Origin of the sequence: Nocardia sp. 348MFTsu5.1 (assembly GCF_000383535.1) — a bacterium.
Classification (GTDB): Bacteria; Actinomycetota; Actinomycetes; order Mycobacteriales; family Mycobacteriaceae; genus Williamsia; species Williamsia faeni.
In genome coordinates this window covers 75405-92509 of record NZ_KB911516.1, presented here as the reverse complement: position 1 = coordinate 92509, position 17105 = coordinate 75405, and the positions used below count along the sequence as shown (strand labels likewise).

At 64.2% G+C, this 17105-nt stretch carries 16 protein-coding genes; 8 read left to right on the top strand and 8 right to left on the bottom strand.

What is annotated here, in order from left to right; genetic code table 11:
• Positions 1–2 precede the first annotated feature (2 nt).
• A complete protein-coding gene (locus H290_RS0116110) occupies positions 3–374 on the bottom strand; it encodes a DUF4229 domain-containing protein (protein ID WP_028463278.1) in 372 nt (123 codons plus the stop codon).
• Positions 375–586: 212 nt separating this feature from the next.
• On the opposite strand from H290_RS0116110, the gene H290_RS0116105 reads away from it, so the two are divergent.
• The 3 genes from H290_RS0116105 (at position 587) to H290_RS0116095 (ending at position 1885) form a co-directional block, all read left to right on the top strand.
• The gene (locus H290_RS0116105) at positions 587–853 is read left to right on the top strand and encodes a BldC family transcriptional regulator (RefSeq protein WP_051122075.1); all 267 of its coding nucleotides are present in this window, start codon (positions 587–589) and stop codon (positions 851–853) included.
• 146 nt (positions 854–999) lie between these two features.
• Entirely contained in the window at positions 1000–1245 is a 246-nt protein-coding gene (locus tag H290_RS0116100; protein ID WP_020107850.1) for a hypothetical protein, read from the top strand.
• A gap of 217 nt (positions 1246–1462) precedes the next feature.
• Entirely contained in the window at positions 1463–1885 is a 423-nt protein-coding gene (locus H290_RS0116095) for a helix-turn-helix transcriptional regulator (protein WP_020107849.1), read from the top strand.
• Between the two features lie 64 nt (positions 1886–1949).
• Here the strand turns inward: H290_RS0116095 and ccsB are convergent, their stop codons facing one another.
• The 6 genes from ccsB to hemL form a co-directional block, all read right to left on the bottom strand.
• Positions 1950–2921, bottom strand: a complete 972-nt coding sequence (gene ccsB / locus H290_RS0116090) for a c-type cytochrome biogenesis protein CcsB (protein ID WP_020107848.1) — start codon at positions 2919–2921, stop codon at positions 1950–1952.
• On the bottom strand, positions 2921–4648 hold the full coding sequence (locus H290_RS28760) for a cytochrome c biogenesis protein ResB (RefSeq protein ID WP_020107847.1): 1728 nt from the start codon (positions 4646–4648) through the stop codon (positions 2921–2923). Before H290_RS28760 ends, ccsB begins: the two co-directional genes overlap by 1 nt.
• Positions 4645–5463, bottom strand: a complete 819-nt coding sequence (locus tag H290_RS0116080; protein ID WP_020107846.1) for a cytochrome c biogenesis CcdA family protein — start codon at positions 5461–5463, stop codon at positions 4645–4647. The genes H290_RS28760 and H290_RS0116080 overlap by 4 nt, the downstream gene beginning before the upstream one ends.
• Entirely contained in the window at positions 5460–6056 is a 597-nt protein-coding gene (locus H290_RS0116075; RefSeq protein WP_020107845.1) for a TlpA disulfide reductase family protein, read from the bottom strand. The genes H290_RS0116080 and H290_RS0116075 overlap by 4 nt, the downstream gene beginning before the upstream one ends.
• 72 nt (positions 6057–6128) lie before the next feature.
• Complete coding sequence (locus tag H290_RS0116070; RefSeq protein ID WP_020107844.1) at positions 6129–6755, bottom strand: histidine phosphatase family protein; 627 nt, start codon at positions 6753–6755, stop codon at positions 6129–6131.
• On the bottom strand, positions 6755–8071 hold the full coding sequence (hemL, locus tag H290_RS0116065; protein ID WP_028463277.1) for a glutamate-1-semialdehyde 2,1-aminomutase: 1317 nt from the start codon (positions 8069–8071) through the stop codon (positions 6755–6757). The genes H290_RS0116070 and hemL overlap by 1 nt, the downstream gene beginning before the upstream one ends.
• Before the next feature lie 109 nt (positions 8072–8180).
• Between hemL and H290_RS0116060 the strand changes: the two genes are divergently transcribed.
• Positions 8181–9143 (top strand): triacylglycerol lipase, encoded by a 963-nt coding sequence (locus H290_RS0116060; RefSeq protein WP_020107842.1) that lies wholly within the window; start codon positions 8181–8183, stop codon positions 9141–9143.
• Between the two features lie 21 nt (positions 9144–9164).
• Here H290_RS0116060 and H290_RS0116055 read toward each other — a convergent pair whose 3' ends face one another.
• Complete coding sequence (locus H290_RS0116055) at positions 9165–10664, bottom strand: PucR family transcriptional regulator (RefSeq protein ID WP_028463275.1); 1500 nt, start codon at positions 10662–10664, stop codon at positions 9165–9167.
• Positions 10665–10852: 188 nt separating this feature from the next.
• Here H290_RS0116055 and H290_RS0116050 point away from each other — a divergent pair, with 188 nt between their 5' ends.
• The 4 genes from H290_RS0116050 to H290_RS0116035 are packed head-to-tail and all read left to right on the top strand — an operon-like array spanning position 10853 to position 17046.
• Positions 10853–12253 carry an aminobutyraldehyde dehydrogenase gene (locus H290_RS0116050; RefSeq protein ID WP_020107840.1) on the top strand — a complete coding sequence of 467 codons (1401 nt, stop codon included), beginning with the start codon at positions 10853–10855 and terminating at the stop codon, positions 12251–12253.
• 2 nt (positions 12254–12255) lie between these two features.
• Positions 12256–13629 carry a 4-aminobutyrate--2-oxoglutarate transaminase gene (gene gabT / locus H290_RS0116045; protein ID WP_020107839.1) on the top strand — a complete coding sequence of 458 codons (1374 nt, stop codon included), beginning with the start codon at positions 12256–12258 and terminating at the stop codon, positions 13627–13629.
• The gene (locus tag H290_RS0116040; protein ID WP_020107838.1) at positions 13626–15587 is read left to right on the top strand and encodes a primary-amine oxidase; all 1962 of its coding nucleotides are present in this window, start codon (positions 13626–13628) and stop codon (positions 15585–15587) included. The genes gabT and H290_RS0116040 overlap by 4 nt, the downstream gene beginning before the upstream one ends.
• The gene (locus H290_RS0116035) at positions 15574–17046 is read left to right on the top strand and encodes an NAD-dependent succinate-semialdehyde dehydrogenase (protein WP_020107837.1); all 1473 of its coding nucleotides are present in this window, start codon (positions 15574–15576) and stop codon (positions 17044–17046) included. The genes H290_RS0116040 and H290_RS0116035 overlap by 14 nt, the downstream gene beginning before the upstream one ends.
• Positions 17047–17105: the final 59 nt, after the last annotated feature.

Sequence of the window (17105 nt, the reverse complement as noted above, 5' to 3'; positions counted from 1 at the left end):
CACTACTTGTCGGATCCGTCTTCACCACGAAGCCGCGACGAGAGGTTCTCGCGCTGCGCCTTACGTCCGGCGTCGACCGTTGCGATCCCGACGTTCACGCGTTGGCGCAACCCCTTGAACAGCAGCATGCCCGCCGGAAGCGCGATGATCACCGCGAAGACGGCGGCAACCAGAACCGGCACATCGATCCCCACGGCCCGGCCGACCAGGTATATCCCGGCGGCCAGCGCGATCACCAGCGCGATGCGGGCACCGGTGTAGAGCACCAGGTCGATGGCCAGTCGACGCCCCGCCCCCGGCGTCGGCTCGACGGAAGGCGCGGGATCTTTTTTCCCAGATGACCGTTTATTTGCAGCTGGCTCGTTCGTGCTCACGCACTAGACCTTACTGCGCACCCCACAGGCCGGAAAAGTCCACCTTTGCCATCCCTTTACCAACACCTAACTATTCGTATACATGGGCATTTCGGTGTAACCATGAGTCGTGGGCTCTTCCCGCTCCAGGGGAGATCCTTCGCAAAACCTCGCGCCAATCGTCCGGACGGATGTACGACACGCGGTTGACGCCCCACTCGATAGGAGCAGCGATGACGTTTGCAGGCCCCCTCGGACAACACACCCCCAGCCCTGGCTTGAGCAATCCCGCACCGATCCTCTCGCCCCAGGCAGCAAGCCAGCACACGCTGACCCCGGGGCAGGTCGCGGCCATGTTCAACGTCAATCCCAAGACCGTCGCCCGGTGGGCCAGTTCTGGCCTGCTCGGCGCCATCCGCACCCCTGGTGGACACCGCCGATTCCGCGAAGAAGATGTGGTCGAGCTCCTCAATCGCCGCACACCTGCCACCGGCAGCTGATCCACCGATTCGTCACGGACGAACCCTTTCGAACCCCTGACGACCCTCGTGCGCCTGCTGTGGTCACGCGTTCCACGCAGGCGTCACCGACTGGTTGTCGCCTCCAGTAGCCTGGCTACAACGGCTTTGATTCTGGAGGTGCCGAAATGATCTACCTACTCGCCATCATCGGCTTGTTGGCACTGACATACCTCGCCTGGCGCGCATTCGGGCCGGACGCCGAGGACGAACAGACCCCCCGCGGACCGGCCACCCCACGCCGCCAGATCAAGCGCGGACCGGTGGGCCCGGATGACGATCTCGAATTCCTGAAGGACCTGGATCGGAAAGCCCGCGACAAGAATCCCAAATTCAACTCGGACGGCGACGACCGCCCCACTTCTACGGACTGACCTGCACAGTTGCCCAATTTTTCTTAGGCAATTGTCAAGAAATTGTCTGTCAATTGTGCAGCAAAATTTTCCAACATAAGTCCGACATCAACTAAACTGAATTGCCGGAAGGTGCCTCATCCCGGCGTCACACTTTGCGAACTTTAACGGTAGAGTCACGCTCTAGTTCGACCGCTCCACACTGCTGCGGTCAAATTACAGGTCTGGGAGTTAGATAGTGGCTGCTGTACACGACGGTAAAACATTTGCCGATCATCTGAACGAATTATTCAGCACGGTGCGTGACGAGAACGGAATCCCGTACACGGGCAAGAAAATTGCCCTGAAGGCGAACCAACTCGGCTACACACTGAGCGATGCCTATATCTCCCAGCTCCGGACCGGCAAGGCCAAAACTCCGTCATTTCGAACCGTCGAAGCAATTTCCCGGGCATTCGAAATCAGCGTGACGTACTTCCTGACCGACCCGGATGAAGATCTCAAACGCGTCGAGCAACAGCGTGAATACGTCCAGATGGCAGCGGAGACCGGCGCGCACCTGGCGGCGTTCCGGCACGAGGCCATTTCCACCGACACGCTCGATGTCGTGATCGAACTCCTGAAGGTCGTCAAGAAGCAGCAAAACGATCGCGCTATCTGACCTCACTTTTTTAGGCAGCAAAGGCGCCCTGAACCAATCGGTCAGGGCGCCTTTGACGTTGTGATCAGAGTCCGGCGTACGAGTGCAGGCCGGAGACCACCAGGTTGATGATGAAGAGGTTGAACAACATCGCGGTGAATCCGGCGATGTTGATCCACGCCGCTGCCGTGTTCCGCCAACCGGCAGTGGCCCGCGCGTGCAGGTACGCCGCGTAGATCACCCACGCGATGAACGACACCGTCTCTTTGGGATCCCATCCCCAGAACCGGCCCCACGCTGCTTCCGCCCAGATGGCACCGCAGATGACACCGAGACCGAACAGCGGGAACGCGAAGACCACGGTCGTGTACGCGATCCGGTCCAGCGTCTGGGCCGGGGGCACGCGTTGCAGGACGCGGCCCCAGTATCGGTCACCGGGCTCGGGGAACTTCAGTTTCAGCAGGTAGAGCATGCTCGCGACACCGGAGACCAGGAAGACGCCGGAGCCGATGGCGACGATCGAGACGTGGATCGCCAGCCAGTACGACTTCAGCGCCGGGACCACCGGTGCGGCGTTGGTGTAGAGGTACGTACCGGCGATGAACAGCAGGATGACCACCGGCAGCAGAACAAATCCGAGCAGCGGACGGTACTCACGCTTGCGCAACACCACCAGCGCCGCGATCATGCCGGCGGCGCAGGCGATGGAGACGAACTCGTACATGTTGCCCCATGGCGCGCGGCCAGTTGCAAGGCCGCGCAACACAATCGCGGTGATATGCAGCGCCGTCGCCAGGATGACCACGCCGTAGGCCATCTTCGCCAACCGGTCTCCAAGCGGCGCTTTCCCGGCGGTCTGGACCTTGCCGGGAGTCCGCACGTCATCGGCATCCGCCACCGGCGCGCCACCCGCGGCGACGAGCTGGCCGGACTTCGCGACGGTCTGGCTCTTGGTGGCCAACGACATGAGGAACATGATCATCGCCAGGACGTAGACGGTCAGCGCCGTGCCGAAGGTCAGGTCGGAAAACCGGGAGAGTGTCTCATCGACGTTCATCAGTTACCTTTTCCCAACGTCCATTTTTTGCGTCCACCTTGCTCTTTGCCACCAGGGCGGTTCTTGTCAGCAGGTGCGAGGTCCAACAAATCGGCGACCATATCGCCGAAGCCCTCGCCCCAACCAGCCTGATCTGTACGTGCCAGACCCGCCATTTCTACTACAGAGCGTCGCACATCCGCCGTGGCGGTGCCATCACCCGGCGACCCGGTCAGGGGTGTGATCCGGGCCCAGACCCGTCGACGCTTGATCAGCAGCGACACCAGAAGTCCGGCGAGCATCGCGATCGCGGAGACCAGCACCCACTTCTGGGCGGGATCGTGCGAGACCTGCAACGACACCCACCGCTGATAGCCGTCGAACGAGACGGTCGTTCCGTCCTCGAGCGTGGTCGATTCGCCCTGATTCAGGTTGACGCGGTCCTGCTTGAGCAGACGTCCCTGGTTGACCAGGTTCACATCGAGCGCGAACGCGTTCTGCGGTCGCCCGGTGTCGAGACCGGTGTCGCCCTTGTAGATGTCGATCGCGACTGCCGGGGCTTCCGGGAGCGGGAAACTCGAGGTCATCAGGCCGCCGTGGAACGTGGCCGTCGGAGCGAACAGGCCTTCTATTGCGATCTGATTCTTCCGGCGCTCGTCCTCGTTGGGATACATCCCGGCCGGGGTGTCGAAGCGGGCCACACCACTCGACATCATCGTCTGCAGCTCATCCGGCCGGAACGGGACCGTCTGGGTACGGGTTTCGCCATCCGGGAACGTGACGGTGAACGTCGGGGCAAAACCATTGCCCAGCAGATAGATTCGGTCGCCGGCGATCCGCAGCGGGTGGTTGACCTTCACTTCGCTGGGATTCCACTGCTCGCCGTCGATCTCGCTGCCGACCTGATATTTCACGTCAGCGCTGTACATCTCGGGCTGCCCGGTCGGCAGGAATTCCGCGTCGAACGACTCCACCTGGAGGCAGAACTCGTTGAGGTTGGTGCCATCGACCAGGTTGCCGGCGCGGAAGGAGTCGTACACCGCGGTGGAGGTGTTGCAGAACCCTTCCTCGCCGTCGGCGACCAGGATCCGGGTGCCTTCGTAGCCGAACATCTTGCCCGCCGCGATCGCGACCAGCAGGGCCAGCAATGCGAAGTGGAAGAGGAGGTTGCCGCCTTCGCGGAGGTAGCCCTTCTCGGCCGAGACCTCGACGACGGTCGCCACCGAGCCATCGGCTTCGGTGCGCTCGACGGTGCGGGTGGTCTTGCGCCATCCCCGCAGGCCGGAGTTGATCTTCGACGCGATCTCGTCGGGAGTGCCGTCGACCTCGTGGCTCTCGTGCCGGGGCAGTCGGCCGAGGTTGCGCGGTGCCGGGACCGGGCGGGCCCGCAGCGCCTTCGCATGTTCGATCATGCGGGGTGTCAGACATCCGACCAGCGAGATGAACAGCAGCACGTAGATGGCGGTGAACCAGATGCTCGAGAAGACCTCGTACATCTGGATCTTGTCGAAGAGCCGGCCGACGAAGCCGTGATCGGCGATGTACTGCTCGGTCTTGAACTCGTTCAGCGACCGCTGCGGCAGGAGCGCTCCCGGCACTGCGGCCAGGGCCAGCAGGAACAGCAGCGCCAGTGCGGTCCGCATCGAGGTCAGCGAACGCCAGGTGTTCCGGGCGGGCCACAGCAGGTAGCGCTTGAGCGGACCGGCCTTCGGGACGGGTGGCGGAGTTCTGGTCTCGGTGGCGGTCATATCGGCAGCACCGTGTCCGAGACGAACATGTCCCGGACCCAAACGATGAATTGATCCCACAAACCGGTCACCAGCGCCACACCCACGACAACCAGTAGTACACCTCCGAAAATCTGGATGGCCCGAGCATTTCTGCGCATCCAGCCCACCGCGCGCAAAGCCCAGGCAGATCCGAAGGCCAGGAGGATGAACGGCAGCCCCAGACCGAGGCAGTAGAAGATGATGAGTGTCACACCGCGGGCCGCGGTCGAGCCTTCCGTCCCGCTGGCGGTGGTGATGACCGCAGCCAGGGTCGGTCCGAGGCACGGCGTCCAGCCCAAGGCAAAGACCGCACCGAGCAGTGGGGCTCCGACCAGGTTCGATACGAGTCGCGGATGGAACCGCGCGTCGCGCTGCAGCATCGGGATCAGGCCGATGAACACCAGGCCCATGATGATGGTGATGACGCCGCCCACGCGTTGCAGCATTTCTCGATTGACCACGAAGGCACTCGTGATCCCGAACACCGACGCGGTGGCGAGCACGAACACGACTGTGAATCCGAGCACAAACAGCAAAGCGGCCCCGGTGACCCGAAGGCGCCCGGCCTTCTTCGACTCCATGTCAGACATCGCAGGCGCCTCGGCACCCACCAGTCCGGCGAGGTAGGACAGGTAGCCCGGAACCAACGGCACCACGCAGGGCGAGGCGAACGAGACCAGCCCCGCGAGCATGCACGCGCCGAGCGCCAGCAACAGCGGACCGGTGGAAACGGTGTCCGCGAAGCTGTCACCGACTCCGGCGACGTGGCTTGAACTCTGGGCTACAAAAGTCATGGGATATCAGGTGTCTCAGGTGTTTCAGCGGCAATTCGCTCGACGACCGGCTGCAGCTCGTCGGCGGTGACGGCTTTGAGGAACACCGCCGCGGCACGATGCTGACGATCGAGGACGAGAGTTGTCGGGACCACCGAGGTCGGGGTGGTCAGCTTCGACAGGGTGCGGCCGTCGTAGTCGTAGATCGACGGATAGGTGACCGCGCGGTCGGTGACGAAGTCCCGGGCCGAATCCTTGCGGTCCCGAAAGTCGATGCCCAGGAATGCAACACCCGAATCCTTGGTGTCGGCGTAGACCTCTTCGAGTGCGGCCGCCTCGCCGCGGCACGGACCACACCACGAGCCCCACACGTTGATGACCACAACTTCGCCTTCGAAGTCGGTGAGGTTGATGGTCTTGCCGTCGGCCACCAGATCGGGTCCGGTCAGGTCGGAGACCTTGCCACGCTCGGACGGCGGATCATAGAAGATCTCGGTTTTACCACCGGGAGAAACGAATTCGAAGTTCTCACCTTGCGCCACCGCGTCGTCGCCGGTTCCACAACCGGCGATCACCAACAGTGTCGCGATCCCGAGGAACAGCAGCGACAACATCCGCCAACCAAGGGGTGCCAACGCGCGGGTCATTCCACGTTCAGGGCCGAGCTCATTCACTACGTCGCTACCTCAGGCTCCCGTGGCAAGCGGGTCAGAGGCACCGGCAGGTTCCGAATAGACGATGTCCACCAATGCATCCCCGTCGTACAACAGGCTGGTCAGCGACGCCAGTGAACACTGCCGCTTGCGCGGATCGTGCCAAAGACGTTGCCCTTCAAGGAATCTCCGCAGCGTGTAGACCGGAAGCTGATGGCTGACACACACCGCCTCGTGACCCTTGGCCTCTTCGCGGGCCTTGTTCGCGACCGCGAGCATGCGGTGCGCGAGCTGGATGTACGGCTCGCCCCAACTCGGGGTGAACGGGTCGCGCAGTTTGACCCAGTGCCGGGGGCGCCGCAGCGCACCGTCGCCCACCGAGACCTTCAGACCTTCGAAGGTGTTGTCGGCCTCGATGAGGCCTTCGTCGGTGGTGATCTTCAGGCCGTGCGCGGCTGCGATCGGGGTCGCGGTCTCCTGCGCGCGCTGCAGCGGGGAGGCGAAGACGTGGGTGATGTCGTGGTCGGCCAGTGTGTGCGCAACCGTTTGCGCCTGGGTCACACCGAGCTCGGACAGGTGAAAGCCAGGCAGTCGGCCATAGAGGATGCCGTCGGGGTTGTGGACTTCCCCGTGCCGCATCATGTGCACGATTGTGCGCATCAGTTCTCCTTTTGGGCCCGCGCAGCGGCGGTCGCAGCAGCCGGGAGTGCTCCGGCTATAACACCGAAAGCATCCCCGTCCAAGGCCGCGGACACAAACCAGGCTTCGAAGGCACTCGGCGGCGGGTAGACGCCGGCATCGAGCAAAGCGTGGAAAAACGGCGCAAAACGCCAGGTCTCGGTCTTTTTCACCGCTGCGTAGTCGGTGATGGGCGTTTCGGTCTCTGCGGTGAAGAACACGCTGACCAGGTTGCCCGCGTACTGCACACGATGGCCGACACCCTCGGCGGTCAGGGCCTCCCCGATCAGGGATCCCAACTGCTTGGAGTTGGCGTCGAGGGCTGCGTAGACGGCGTCGTCGGCGTGGCGCAGAGTCGCCAGTCCGGCAGCGACCGCCACCGGGTTCCCGGACAGGGTGCCGGCTTGGTAGACGGGACCGGCCGGGGCCAGGTAGGCCATGACATCGGCGCGACCACCGAATGCCGCGGCCGGCAGTCCACCGCTCATCACCTTGCCGAAGGTGTAGAGGTCGCCGGCGACACCCTCGAGGCCGAACCAGCCTGCCTTGCTCACGCGGAAGCCGGTCATGACCTCGTCGATGATGAGGAGTGCACCGTCGGCACTGGTGACGTCTTTGAGGCCCTGATTGAAACCCTCGACCGGGGCAACGGCACCCATGTTGCCGGCGGCGGCCTCGGTGATGATCGCGGCGATCTGCCCGGGGTACGCGGCGAAGGTCTCCCGGACGGCAGCGAGGTCGTTGTACGGCAGGACGATGGTGTCCTGGGCCTGGGCGCCGGTGACGCCGGGTGAGGTCGGCAGTCCCAGCGTCGCCACACCCGAGCCGGCGTCGGCGAGCAATGCGTCGACGTGACCGTGGTAGCAGCCCGAGAACTTGATGATCTTGGTGCGGCCGGTGAATCCACGGGCCAGGCGGACCGCTGACATCGTCGCCTCGGTACCCGAGTTGACCAACCGAACCTGCTCGACCGGGGCGACCCGCTTGATGATCTCCTCGGCCAGCTCGATCTCGGCCTCGGTGGGAGCACCGAACGACAAACCGGTCGTCGCCGCCGTCTGGACCGCCTCGACGACAGCCGGATGGGCGTGGCCCAGGATCATCGGACCCCAGCTGGAGACCAGGTCGACGTAGCTGTTGCCGTCGGCATCGGTCATCCGGTAGCCGGAGGCACTGGAGATGAACCGGGGCGTTCCGCCGACGGAGTTGAAGGCCCGGACCGGCGAATTCACGCCACCCGGAATGACAAGGGATGCGCGCTTGAAGAGCTGCGCTGACTGATCGGTGGCATGCGACACGACCTCCAGTGTGGCAAACACCGACCCGTGAACCGAAAATGGTCGGTTCTGGTAACCACGACCTGGGGTTTTGCTGGCTTCCTCCGGCTGCGAGCGGGAGGATGAAAGCATGCGGTGGACGTGGCGTTCGATGTTGGTGGCGACCGTCCTGGCGCTTGGGGTGGCGCTCGGTGTGGCGGGCGCCGCACCGCGTTCGGCGCCGCTGCCCGTGACCTACAACTTCTTCGCGGGTATCTCGGCCGAACTCTCCGATCACGGTGGATCGCTGCCCGGATCGAACGACTACACCTGCAAACCCTCCAGGAGTCATCCGAATCCGGTGGTCCTGGTCCACGGAACCGGCGGTAGTCAACAGACCAACTGGGTCTCGATGGTCCCGACACTGAAGAACGAGGGTTACTGCGCCTTTGCGCTGACCTACGGTGAGCTCTCGTCGGTATGGCCGGTGTCCCGGATCGGCGGGCTCGGCCCGATGGATGTCAGTGCCTGGCAGCTCAAGCTGTTCGTCGACAACGTGCTGGCGGAAACCGGCGCGGAAAAGGTTGACATCGTGGGTCATTCGCAGGGCACCCAGATCCCGACATACTGGGCCAAGTACTACGGCGGGGCTCCCCAGATCGACAAGTACGTGTCGCTGGCGCCGTACTGGCAGGGCCAGGACGACGGCTCGGACGAATCAAATGTCACGTCGGCGTTTGTCGAGGGCTTGGGCCTGTCACCGGACGTGGTCCCGGATACCACCTGCCCCGGCTGTGTCGACGCGCCCGCTGACCAGAGTTTCAAAGAGGCGATCAATGCGGGCGGTGGACCGTATGTCGAGGGCATCACCTACACCAATATCGTCACCAGCAACGACCAGGTGATCAGCCCGTACACCAGCGGGATCCTGGCCGGACCGGTCGGCATCGAGGTCACGAACATCGTTGTCCAGGACACCTGTCCGGTCGATCGATCCGATCATCTGTCGATCGTCGCCAATCAGCGATCGGCCGCGATGGTCCTGAACGCGCTCGATCCGGAACATCCGCGCGCTGTGCCGTGCCTGGCCGTACCGCCCTACACCGGGGCCTGACCGCGGTCGGTTTCGGCCTGGTCAGCGGGGGCCGGAGAGCAGAATCAACAGGAGTTCGGCTCTGGTCCGGGCATCGGTGAGATCGACGCGAAGTAGGCGTTCGATGCGGTCGATCCGGTTGCGAAGTGTGTGCCGATGGACTCCGATCGCCAGTGCCGCCGGTTCCCATTGACCGTTGGCCTGTAGATAGGCCTGCAGGGTCGCAACGAGGTCGCTCCCCTGGTCCCGATCGTGGTCGGCCAGTGGGCCCAGGCGCGATACGCGCGCCCCGCTCAGTGCCTTTCGCACCGGGTCGAGCGCCAGCAGCGACCGCTGGGCCAGCAAGTCCACTACCTCACCCTCTGCCGCGACGTCTGCGGCCAACCTGGCGTGCCGTGTTGATTCGGCTATTTCATCCACTGGCACAACCGAACCCAGCCCGCCGCGGCAACCCCTGGCCCCGACGACACCGAGGACGGATTCGGCAAACCGTCGCTGATCCTCCCCGCGCACCAGGACCACGATCTCCTGACCCACGTGGTGCACGAACACCGGCCGCCACCGCGACTGCAGTTCGACGCCAACCGCCATCGCCGCCTGCTTCGCCGCCGCGACACTGTCGAATGTGGCGGTCGCAACGCGCACCCGCCCGTCCCGATCGGCCGCGCGCAACACGATGTTGCGGGCCGCGGCCGGCGGTGGCCCCGCCATCGCCATCATCAGGGCATCGGCGTGCAGCGAATGTTGATCACGCTGCACCTGAAGCGGTTTGGCGTGCTCGAGGCTCAACAGCGAGGTCGCGTGCCCGAGCAGGACCCGTTCGAGGTCGCCGAGCGATTTCTCACTCAGGACGGCCAGGTGGCCGAACACGCTGCCACCGACACTGATTCGCTGGATCGTGATCGTCTGCTCGCCGGTCATCGTGACACCGCTGGCGGCATTCGGATCACGCGCGATCTCGCTCTGCACCAATGCGAGATGTTGGGGATCGAGGGCGGCGGGCCGGGAACTCACCAGTGCCAGTTCATGATCGAGCAGCACCACGGTGGCGTCGATCGCGTCGGCCAGCTCCCGGACCACTGCCGGCATGCCGCCGGAGATGATGGCCCTCGTGATCCGCGGCTGCGTGTGGGACGCGCGGACGAACTGGTCGAATCGCTGCTCCGCGATCCGATCGAGCACCGCCCGGGCGATCGCCGAGAACGGCACCGGCAGCGGAACCCGGAGCAACGCGATCCCGTGCTCGTCGGCCGCATCGATCAGATCGCCAGGCACGGCATCGAACCCGAACCCCACCCCGAAGCCGACGCCGGCGACACCGATCCCACGCAAGCCGCGCAGGTAGTCGAAACGCCCGGCCCGCGACGCCGGCAGCCGAAGACCCGTGGTGAGGAGCAGTTCGCCGCCGGCCAGCCACTCCTGCGGCGCCGGGAGTTCGGACGTCAAGGCGCAGTCGATGTCGCGGTCGATGTCGGCATGGCCCCCGACGAGCGTCAGATCGAGTTCACGCTGGGCGAGCAACCATCGAACTGTTGTGCTCACTCCGCGCCCCCTGATTTCTGTCCCGCGGCTTCGCCCTCGACCTGTGACAACCGTGGCCCGATTGTACAGATTGTCCATCTATGGCTACCAGGTTGGACAACTTGTCAGGATCACACTGCCAACCCGGCAGCGAAGACTGGAGAGCGTAGGAGTTTCCATCCACCCGCAACCGAGAGTGACCTGGTGAAATGGCATACGAGCCCCTGAAGAACTACATCAACGGCGAGTTTGTCGCCTCGGATTCGACCGAAACCATCAACCTCGTCAACCCCACCGATGAGTCAGTGGTCGGAGTCTCGCCGATCTCGACCCGATCCGACATCGATGCAGCGATGGCGGCCGCCGCCGGGGCGTTCGAAACCTGGGGCAAGACGACTCCCAAGGTCCGGCAGAAGGCACTCCTCGACCTCGCGGACGCCATCGAGGCCAACTCCGATGCCCTCGTGGCCGCGCAAGCCCGCAACACCGGACAGCCCGACGATCAGATCGCCGACGAAGAGGTCACTGTCGGCGCCGACCAGATCCGCTTCTTCGCCGGTGCCGCACGCCTGCTCGAAGGCAAGTCCGCCGGCGAATACATGGACGGCTACACCTCCTACGTCCGGCGCGAACCGGTGGGTGTCGTCGCACAGGTCACGCCGTGGAACTACCCACTGATGATGGCGCTGTGGAAAGTCGGTCCGGCGATCGCGGCCGGCAACACCGTGGTCATCAAGCCGTCAGACACCACACCCGAATCGACTCTGGAGCTGGCCCGGATCTCGAAGGGCATCCTGCCCGACGGAGTCCTGAACGTGGTTCTCGGCAACGGGGCCACCGGAGCCGGGATCGTCGGGCACAAGACGCCGAGCATGGTCTCGATCACCGGATCGGTGCGGGCCGGCATCGCGGTGGCGGTCTCGGCGGCACAGAACCTCAAACGCGCACACCTCGAATTGGGCGGCAAAGCCCCGGCCGTGGTCTTCGCCGACGCGGACCTGGACAAGGCCGTCGACGGTATCGGCGACGCGTCGTTCTTCAATGCGGGCCAGGACTGCACCGCCGTCACCCGGATCCTGGTGCACTCGTCGATCCACGACAAGTTCGTCGACGCTCTGATCGAAAAGGCCAAGGGCACAACCGTTCCCCCGCTCAACAACATCAATCACTTCACCAAGGTGACGTCGATCCTCGACGCGGTGCCACCACATGCCACCGTGGTCACGGGTGGAAAGCGGAAGGGCGACAAAGGCTTCTACGTCGAACCCACCGTCATCACCGGTGTGCACCAGAGCGACTCACTCGTCCAGGAAGAGACGTTCGGGCCGGTGGTGACCGTGCAGGCCTTCGACACCGAAGCACAGGCACTCGAACTGTCCAACGACGTCAGCTATGGTCTGGCCTCCAGCGTCTGGACCACCGACAACGGGACGGTGGGACGGATGAGTGCGGGCCTCGATTTCGGTTGCGTCTGGGTCAACTGTCACATACCACTGGTCGCGGAGATGCCACACGGTGGTTTCAAGAATTCCGGCTACGGCAAAGACCTCTCGGGCTACGGCGTCGAGGACTACACCCGGATCAAGCACGTCATGAGTTCGGTGGAATGAGGATGACAAACGTGAATCCACAAGACAGTTCGCCACAGTACCGATTGCCCCAAAAGCGGGACATCGTCACCGCCATCCCCGGTCCGAAATCGATTGAACTGCAGGGACGCCGGGCCATGGCCGTGGCAGGTGGAGTCGGTTCGACGTTGCCGGTGTACGCCGCGGACGCCGACGGCGGGGTGATCGTCGACATCGACGGCAACTCGTTCATCGACTTCGGTTCCGGTATCGCCGTGACCACCGTCGGGGCCAGCAACGCCGCGGTCGGCGATGCCGTTGCCGAGCAGGCCCGGCATTTCATACACACCTGTTTCATGATCACCCCGTACGAGGCGTATGTCGAAGTGGCAGAACGCCTCAACCACCTGACCCCCGGGGACCACCAGAAGCGCACCGTGCTCTTCAATTCGGGCGCCGAGGCCGTCGAGAACGCGATCAAGGTGGCCCGCCTGGCAACGGGCCGTGACGCGGTGGTGGCGTTCGACCACGCCTACCACGGCCGCACCAACCTGACGATGGGGTTGACCGCCAAAACCATGCCGTACAAGTACGGTTTCGGACCGTTCGCACCGGAGCTCTACCGGGTGCCGACGTCATATCCGTACCGCGACGGACTCAGCGGACCCGCCGCGGCCGCTCTGGCGATCTCCCAGATGGACAAGCAGATCGGGGCGGACCAGATCGCCGCGATCATCATCGAGCCAGTGATGGGCGAAGGCGGATTCATCGTTCCGGCACCGGGTTTCCTGCCCGCGATCGCGAAGTGGGCCCGGTCCAACGAGATCGTGTTCATCGCCGACGAAGTCCAGAGCGGTTTCGCCCGCACCGGCGCGTGGTTCGCCAGCGAACACGAGGACCTCATCCCCGACCTGGTCACGATGGCCAAAGGCATCGCCGGCGGTATGCCGTTGTCCGCGTTGACCGGTCGCGCCGACCTGCTCGATGCCGTCCACGCCGGTGGACTGGGTGGAACGTTCGGTGGCAACCCGGTGGCCTGCGCGGCGGCACTGGCGACATTCAAGGTGATGGAAGAACTCGATCTGCCCGGACGGGCCCGCGACATCGAAGTCAAGGCCGGTGGACGATTGCACGCGATGGCCGCGGTGACCGAGGAAATCGGCGAAGTCCGCGGGCGCGGTGCGATGCTGGCCATCGAACTCGTCCACCGCGACAGCAAGGAACCCAATCCGGAGCTCACCAAAGCGCTGGTGGCCGCGTGCCTGGCCAAGGGCGTGGTGCTGATCTCCTGCGGCACCTACGGCAATGTGATCCGGCTCCTCCCACCGCTGGTCATCAACGATGAACTCCTGCACGACGGTCTCGATGTCCTCGAGGACGCCCTGAACGAGCTCACAGCCGTCAGGGGAGGCTTGTGACCAGTTACTCGCCGTCCCATCCCCTTGATCCGTTGCACGAAGACGAGTTCCGGGCCACTGTTGCTCTGGTGCAACGTGATCAGGGGGTCGGCGAGGGCTGGCGGTTCGCGTCGATCGAACTACTCGAACCCAGCAAGGCTGCGCTCGCCGACCATGCAGCCGGTGGTCCCGCGCCCGCCCGGAAGGCCATCGTCACGTGCCTGGACAGCAGTCGCAACGCCACCTACAAGGCGGTTGTCTCCCTGACCGACGACACCGTCGAGTCGTTCACCCACATCCCGGGTGTCCAGCCCAACTTCACCGTCGACGAGTTCGAGGAATGTGATGAGGTTCTGCGCAAACACCCCGATGTGATTGCGGCACTGGCGAGTCGCGGTATCACCGACCTCGACCTGGTGTTCATGGACACCTGGACGTACGGCGATGCGGTGGCTCCGGAAAAGTACCGGGATCGCCGGATCGGGTGGTCCGACACCTGGGTCAAGAGCGAAGCCGGTGCCAATCCCTATGCACATCCGGTCAGCGGACTTCATTGCGTCATCGACCTGAACACGATGGAACTCCTCGAGATCGAGGACACCGGCGGCGTGCAGCCACCGGAGGTGATGGGTGAATACGTTCCGGCCCGCATCCCGGAACGCCTGCGCGCCAAGTCAACACGCGAACCGCTCAAGCCGTTGGAGATCACCCAGCCCGAAGGTCCGTCGTTCACCCTCGAGGGCAATCTGATCAGCTGGCAGAACTGGTCGCTGCGGGTCGGATTCAACCACCGCGAAGGCATGACATTGCACACCGTGGGCTACAACGACGGCGGTCGGGTGCGGTCGGTGGCGCATCGGCTCTCCTTCGCAGAGATGATGGTCCCCTACCGGGACCCATCCGAAGACCACTACCGCAGAACAGCATTCGACATCGGTGAGTGGGGTCTGGGTTTCATGACCACCTCACTCGAACTCGGTTGCGACTGCCTCGGGGAGATCCGGTACCTCGACGCCGTCCTGCACAACAGCAAGGGCGAGCCCTACACCATCAAGAACGCCATTTGCATCCATGAAGAAGACAACGCCGTGCTCTGGAAGCATGTCGACCATGACGTGGGCGCCGAGGTCCGGCGGATGCGCCGTCTCACGGTCTCGTTCCATGTCACCGTGGCGAACTACGAATACCTGATCTATTGGCGATTTTACCAGGACGGCAACATCGAATGCGAGGTCCGCGCCACCGGAATCATGGTGACCACACCGATCGCGGCCGGCGCAGCCCACCCCAACGGCACCCTCGTCGACGAGCGGACATACGCGCCGTACCACCAGCATTTCCTGACCGCCCGGCTCGACCTCGACGTGGACGGCACCGAAAACACGGTCTACGCCAGCGAAACCGAGATCGAGCCGATGGGCCCGGGCAACGCCTACGGCCTCTCGCTGGTCCAGCGCAACACCCCACTGCGCACGGAAGAAGAAGGCAAGCAGGACATGAACTGGGCGACGCAGCGCGCCTGGAAGGTGGTGAACACCAACACCACCAACGGGTTGGGAACCCATCCGTCGTACAAACTCGTTCCCGGCGGCGCGATCCCGGCGATGTTCGATCCGGCGTCCCCGATCTTTCAGCGCGCGCAGGTCATCGGGCACACGGTGTGGGTGACGCCCAACCATCCCGACGAGCGCTGGCCGGCAGGCGAGTTCGTGAACCAGTCGGCCACGGACACCGGGCTCGGCGAATGGACCAAGGCCAACCGCAACATCGACAACACCGACGTTGTGCTCTGGTACACCTTCGGTGTCCACCACATCACCCGGCCGGAGGACTGGCCGATCATGCCGGCCGATACGGTGTCGTTCTGGCTCAAACCTTTTGGCTTCTTTGACCGCAACCCGTCACTGGACGTCGAACCCAGCCCGAACTCGCACTGCTCAACCGAATCCGCAGGAGGACCTTGCAATGACCACCCCTGATCCCATCGCCGAGTACCGCGACCTGTTGGGCACAGTTCCGAACGGGCTGTGGATCAACGGCAAGTCCGTCAACTCGTCGAACAACGACACCTTCTCCGTCGACGACCCGGCCACCGGCACCTCGCTGCTGCAGATCGCCGACGCGACGCCACAGGACGCGAAAACCGCGTTGGAGAGCGCACTCTCGGTTGCCGACGAGTGGGCCCAGACCGCGCCGCGGGTCCGCTCTGAGATCCTGCGATCGACCTTCGAGTTGATCCGCGAGAACGCCGATGACATGGCGATGATCATGACGCTGGAAATGGGTAAGGCCCTGCCCGACTCGAAGGCCGAGATCAATTACGGCGGTGAGTTCTTGCGCTGGTTCGCCGAAGAGGCGGTCCGGATCGCCGGACGGTTCACCCAGTCCCCGGCCGGCACCGGCAACATCCTCGTGAAGCATGCCCCCGTCGGAGTCGCCCTGGCGATCACACCGTGGAACTTCCCGCTGGCCATGGGAACCCGCAAGATCGGCCCGGCACTCGCGGCCGGGTGCACGATGCTGGTCAAGCCCGCGAAAGAAACACCGCTCACGATGCTGTACCTCGCGAAGCTGCTCAGCGAGGCCGGGTTGCCCGACGGGGTACTCGCGGTGTTGCCGACCAGCAAGGCGACGGACGTCACCGAACCATTGATCGCCGACCCACGGGTCCGCAAGATCAGCTTCACCGGTTCGACCCCGGTCGGGCGCACCCTGCTCGGCGATGCCGCCGAGAACGTGCAGCGGACCTCCATGGAACTCGGCGGCAACGCTCCGTTCCTGGTCTTCGCCGACGCCAACATCGATCTGGCGGTCGAAGGCGCCTTTGCCGCCAAGACCCGCAACGGCGGAGAAGCCTGCACCGCCGCCAATCGCTTTCTCGTACACGAAGATATCGCCGAGGAGTTCACCGCCGCCCTGACGGAGAAGATGAAAGCCATGGTGCTCGGCCCGGGCTACGACCCGAAGACGACACTTGGTCCGATGGTCAACAGCAAACAGCAGCAGTCGATCGCCACCGCGGTCGCCGATGCGGTCGCGGGCGGCGCCAGGGTTCGACTGGGCGCCAATCCATCTGACGATGCCGGCTGCTACTACCCGGCCACCGTGCTCGACCAGGTTGCCGCCGATGCCGAGATCGCCAAGAACGAGATCTTCGGGCCCGTCGCCGTGATCAGCACCTTCACCACCGAGGCCGAGGCCATCGACGCCGCCAATGCCACCGAATTCGGTTTGGCTGCTTACCTTTACACCACGGACCTCGACCGCGCGCTCCGGGTGGCCGACAAGATCGAGTCCGGCATGGTCGGTATCAATCGGGGTGTGATCTCCGATGTCGCCGCGCCGTTCGGTGGCGTCAAGCAGTCCGGGATCGGACGCGAGGGCGGCTCCGAAGGTATCTACGAGTACCTGACCACCAAGTACATAGCGCTCACCTGACCCGATAATGTGCCCTTCTGGCGGTGCCCACCTGCGTAAATGGTCGCCACAAGGGCACA

Bases quoted from the DNA above. Each gene is read 5' to 3' on its own strand.
- H290_RS0116105 (WP_051122075.1), top strand. From the start codon at position 587: ATGACGTTTGCAGGCCCCCTCGGACAACACACCCCCAGCCCTGGCTTG.
- H290_RS0116100 (WP_020107850.1), top strand. From the start codon at position 1,000: ATGATCTACCTACTCGCCATCATCGGCTTGTTGGCACTGACATACCTC.
- ccsB (WP_020107848.1), bottom strand. From the start codon at position 2,921: ATGAACGTCGATGAGACACTCTCCCGGTTTTCCGACCTGACCTTCGGC.
- H290_RS28760 (WP_020107847.1), bottom strand. From the start codon at position 4,648: ATGACCGCCACCGAGACCAGAACTCCGCCACCCGTCCCGAAGGCCGGT.
- H290_RS0116080 (WP_020107846.1), bottom strand. From the start codon at position 5,463: ATGACTTTTGTAGCCCAGAGTTCAAGCCACGTCGCCGGAGTCGGTGAC.
- H290_RS0116075 (WP_020107845.1), bottom strand. From the start codon at position 6,056: ATGTTGTCGCTGCTGTTCCTCGGGATCGCGACACTGTTGGTGATCGCC.
- H290_RS0116070 (WP_020107844.1), bottom strand. From the start codon at position 6,755: ATGCGCACAATCGTGCACATGATGCGGCACGGGGAAGTCCACAACCCC.
- H290_RS0116060 (WP_020107842.1), top strand. From the start codon at position 8,181: ATGCGGTGGACGTGGCGTTCGATGTTGGTGGCGACCGTCCTGGCGCTT.
- H290_RS0116050 (WP_020107840.1), top strand. From the start codon at position 10,853: ATGGCATACGAGCCCCTGAAGAACTACATCAACGGCGAGTTTGTCGCC.
- gabT (WP_020107839.1), top strand. From the start codon at position 12,256: ATGACAAACGTGAATCCACAAGACAGTTCGCCACAGTACCGATTGCCC.
- H290_RS0116035 (WP_020107837.1), top strand. From the start codon at position 15,574: ATGACCACCCCTGATCCCATCGCCGAGTACCGCGACCTGTTGGGCACA.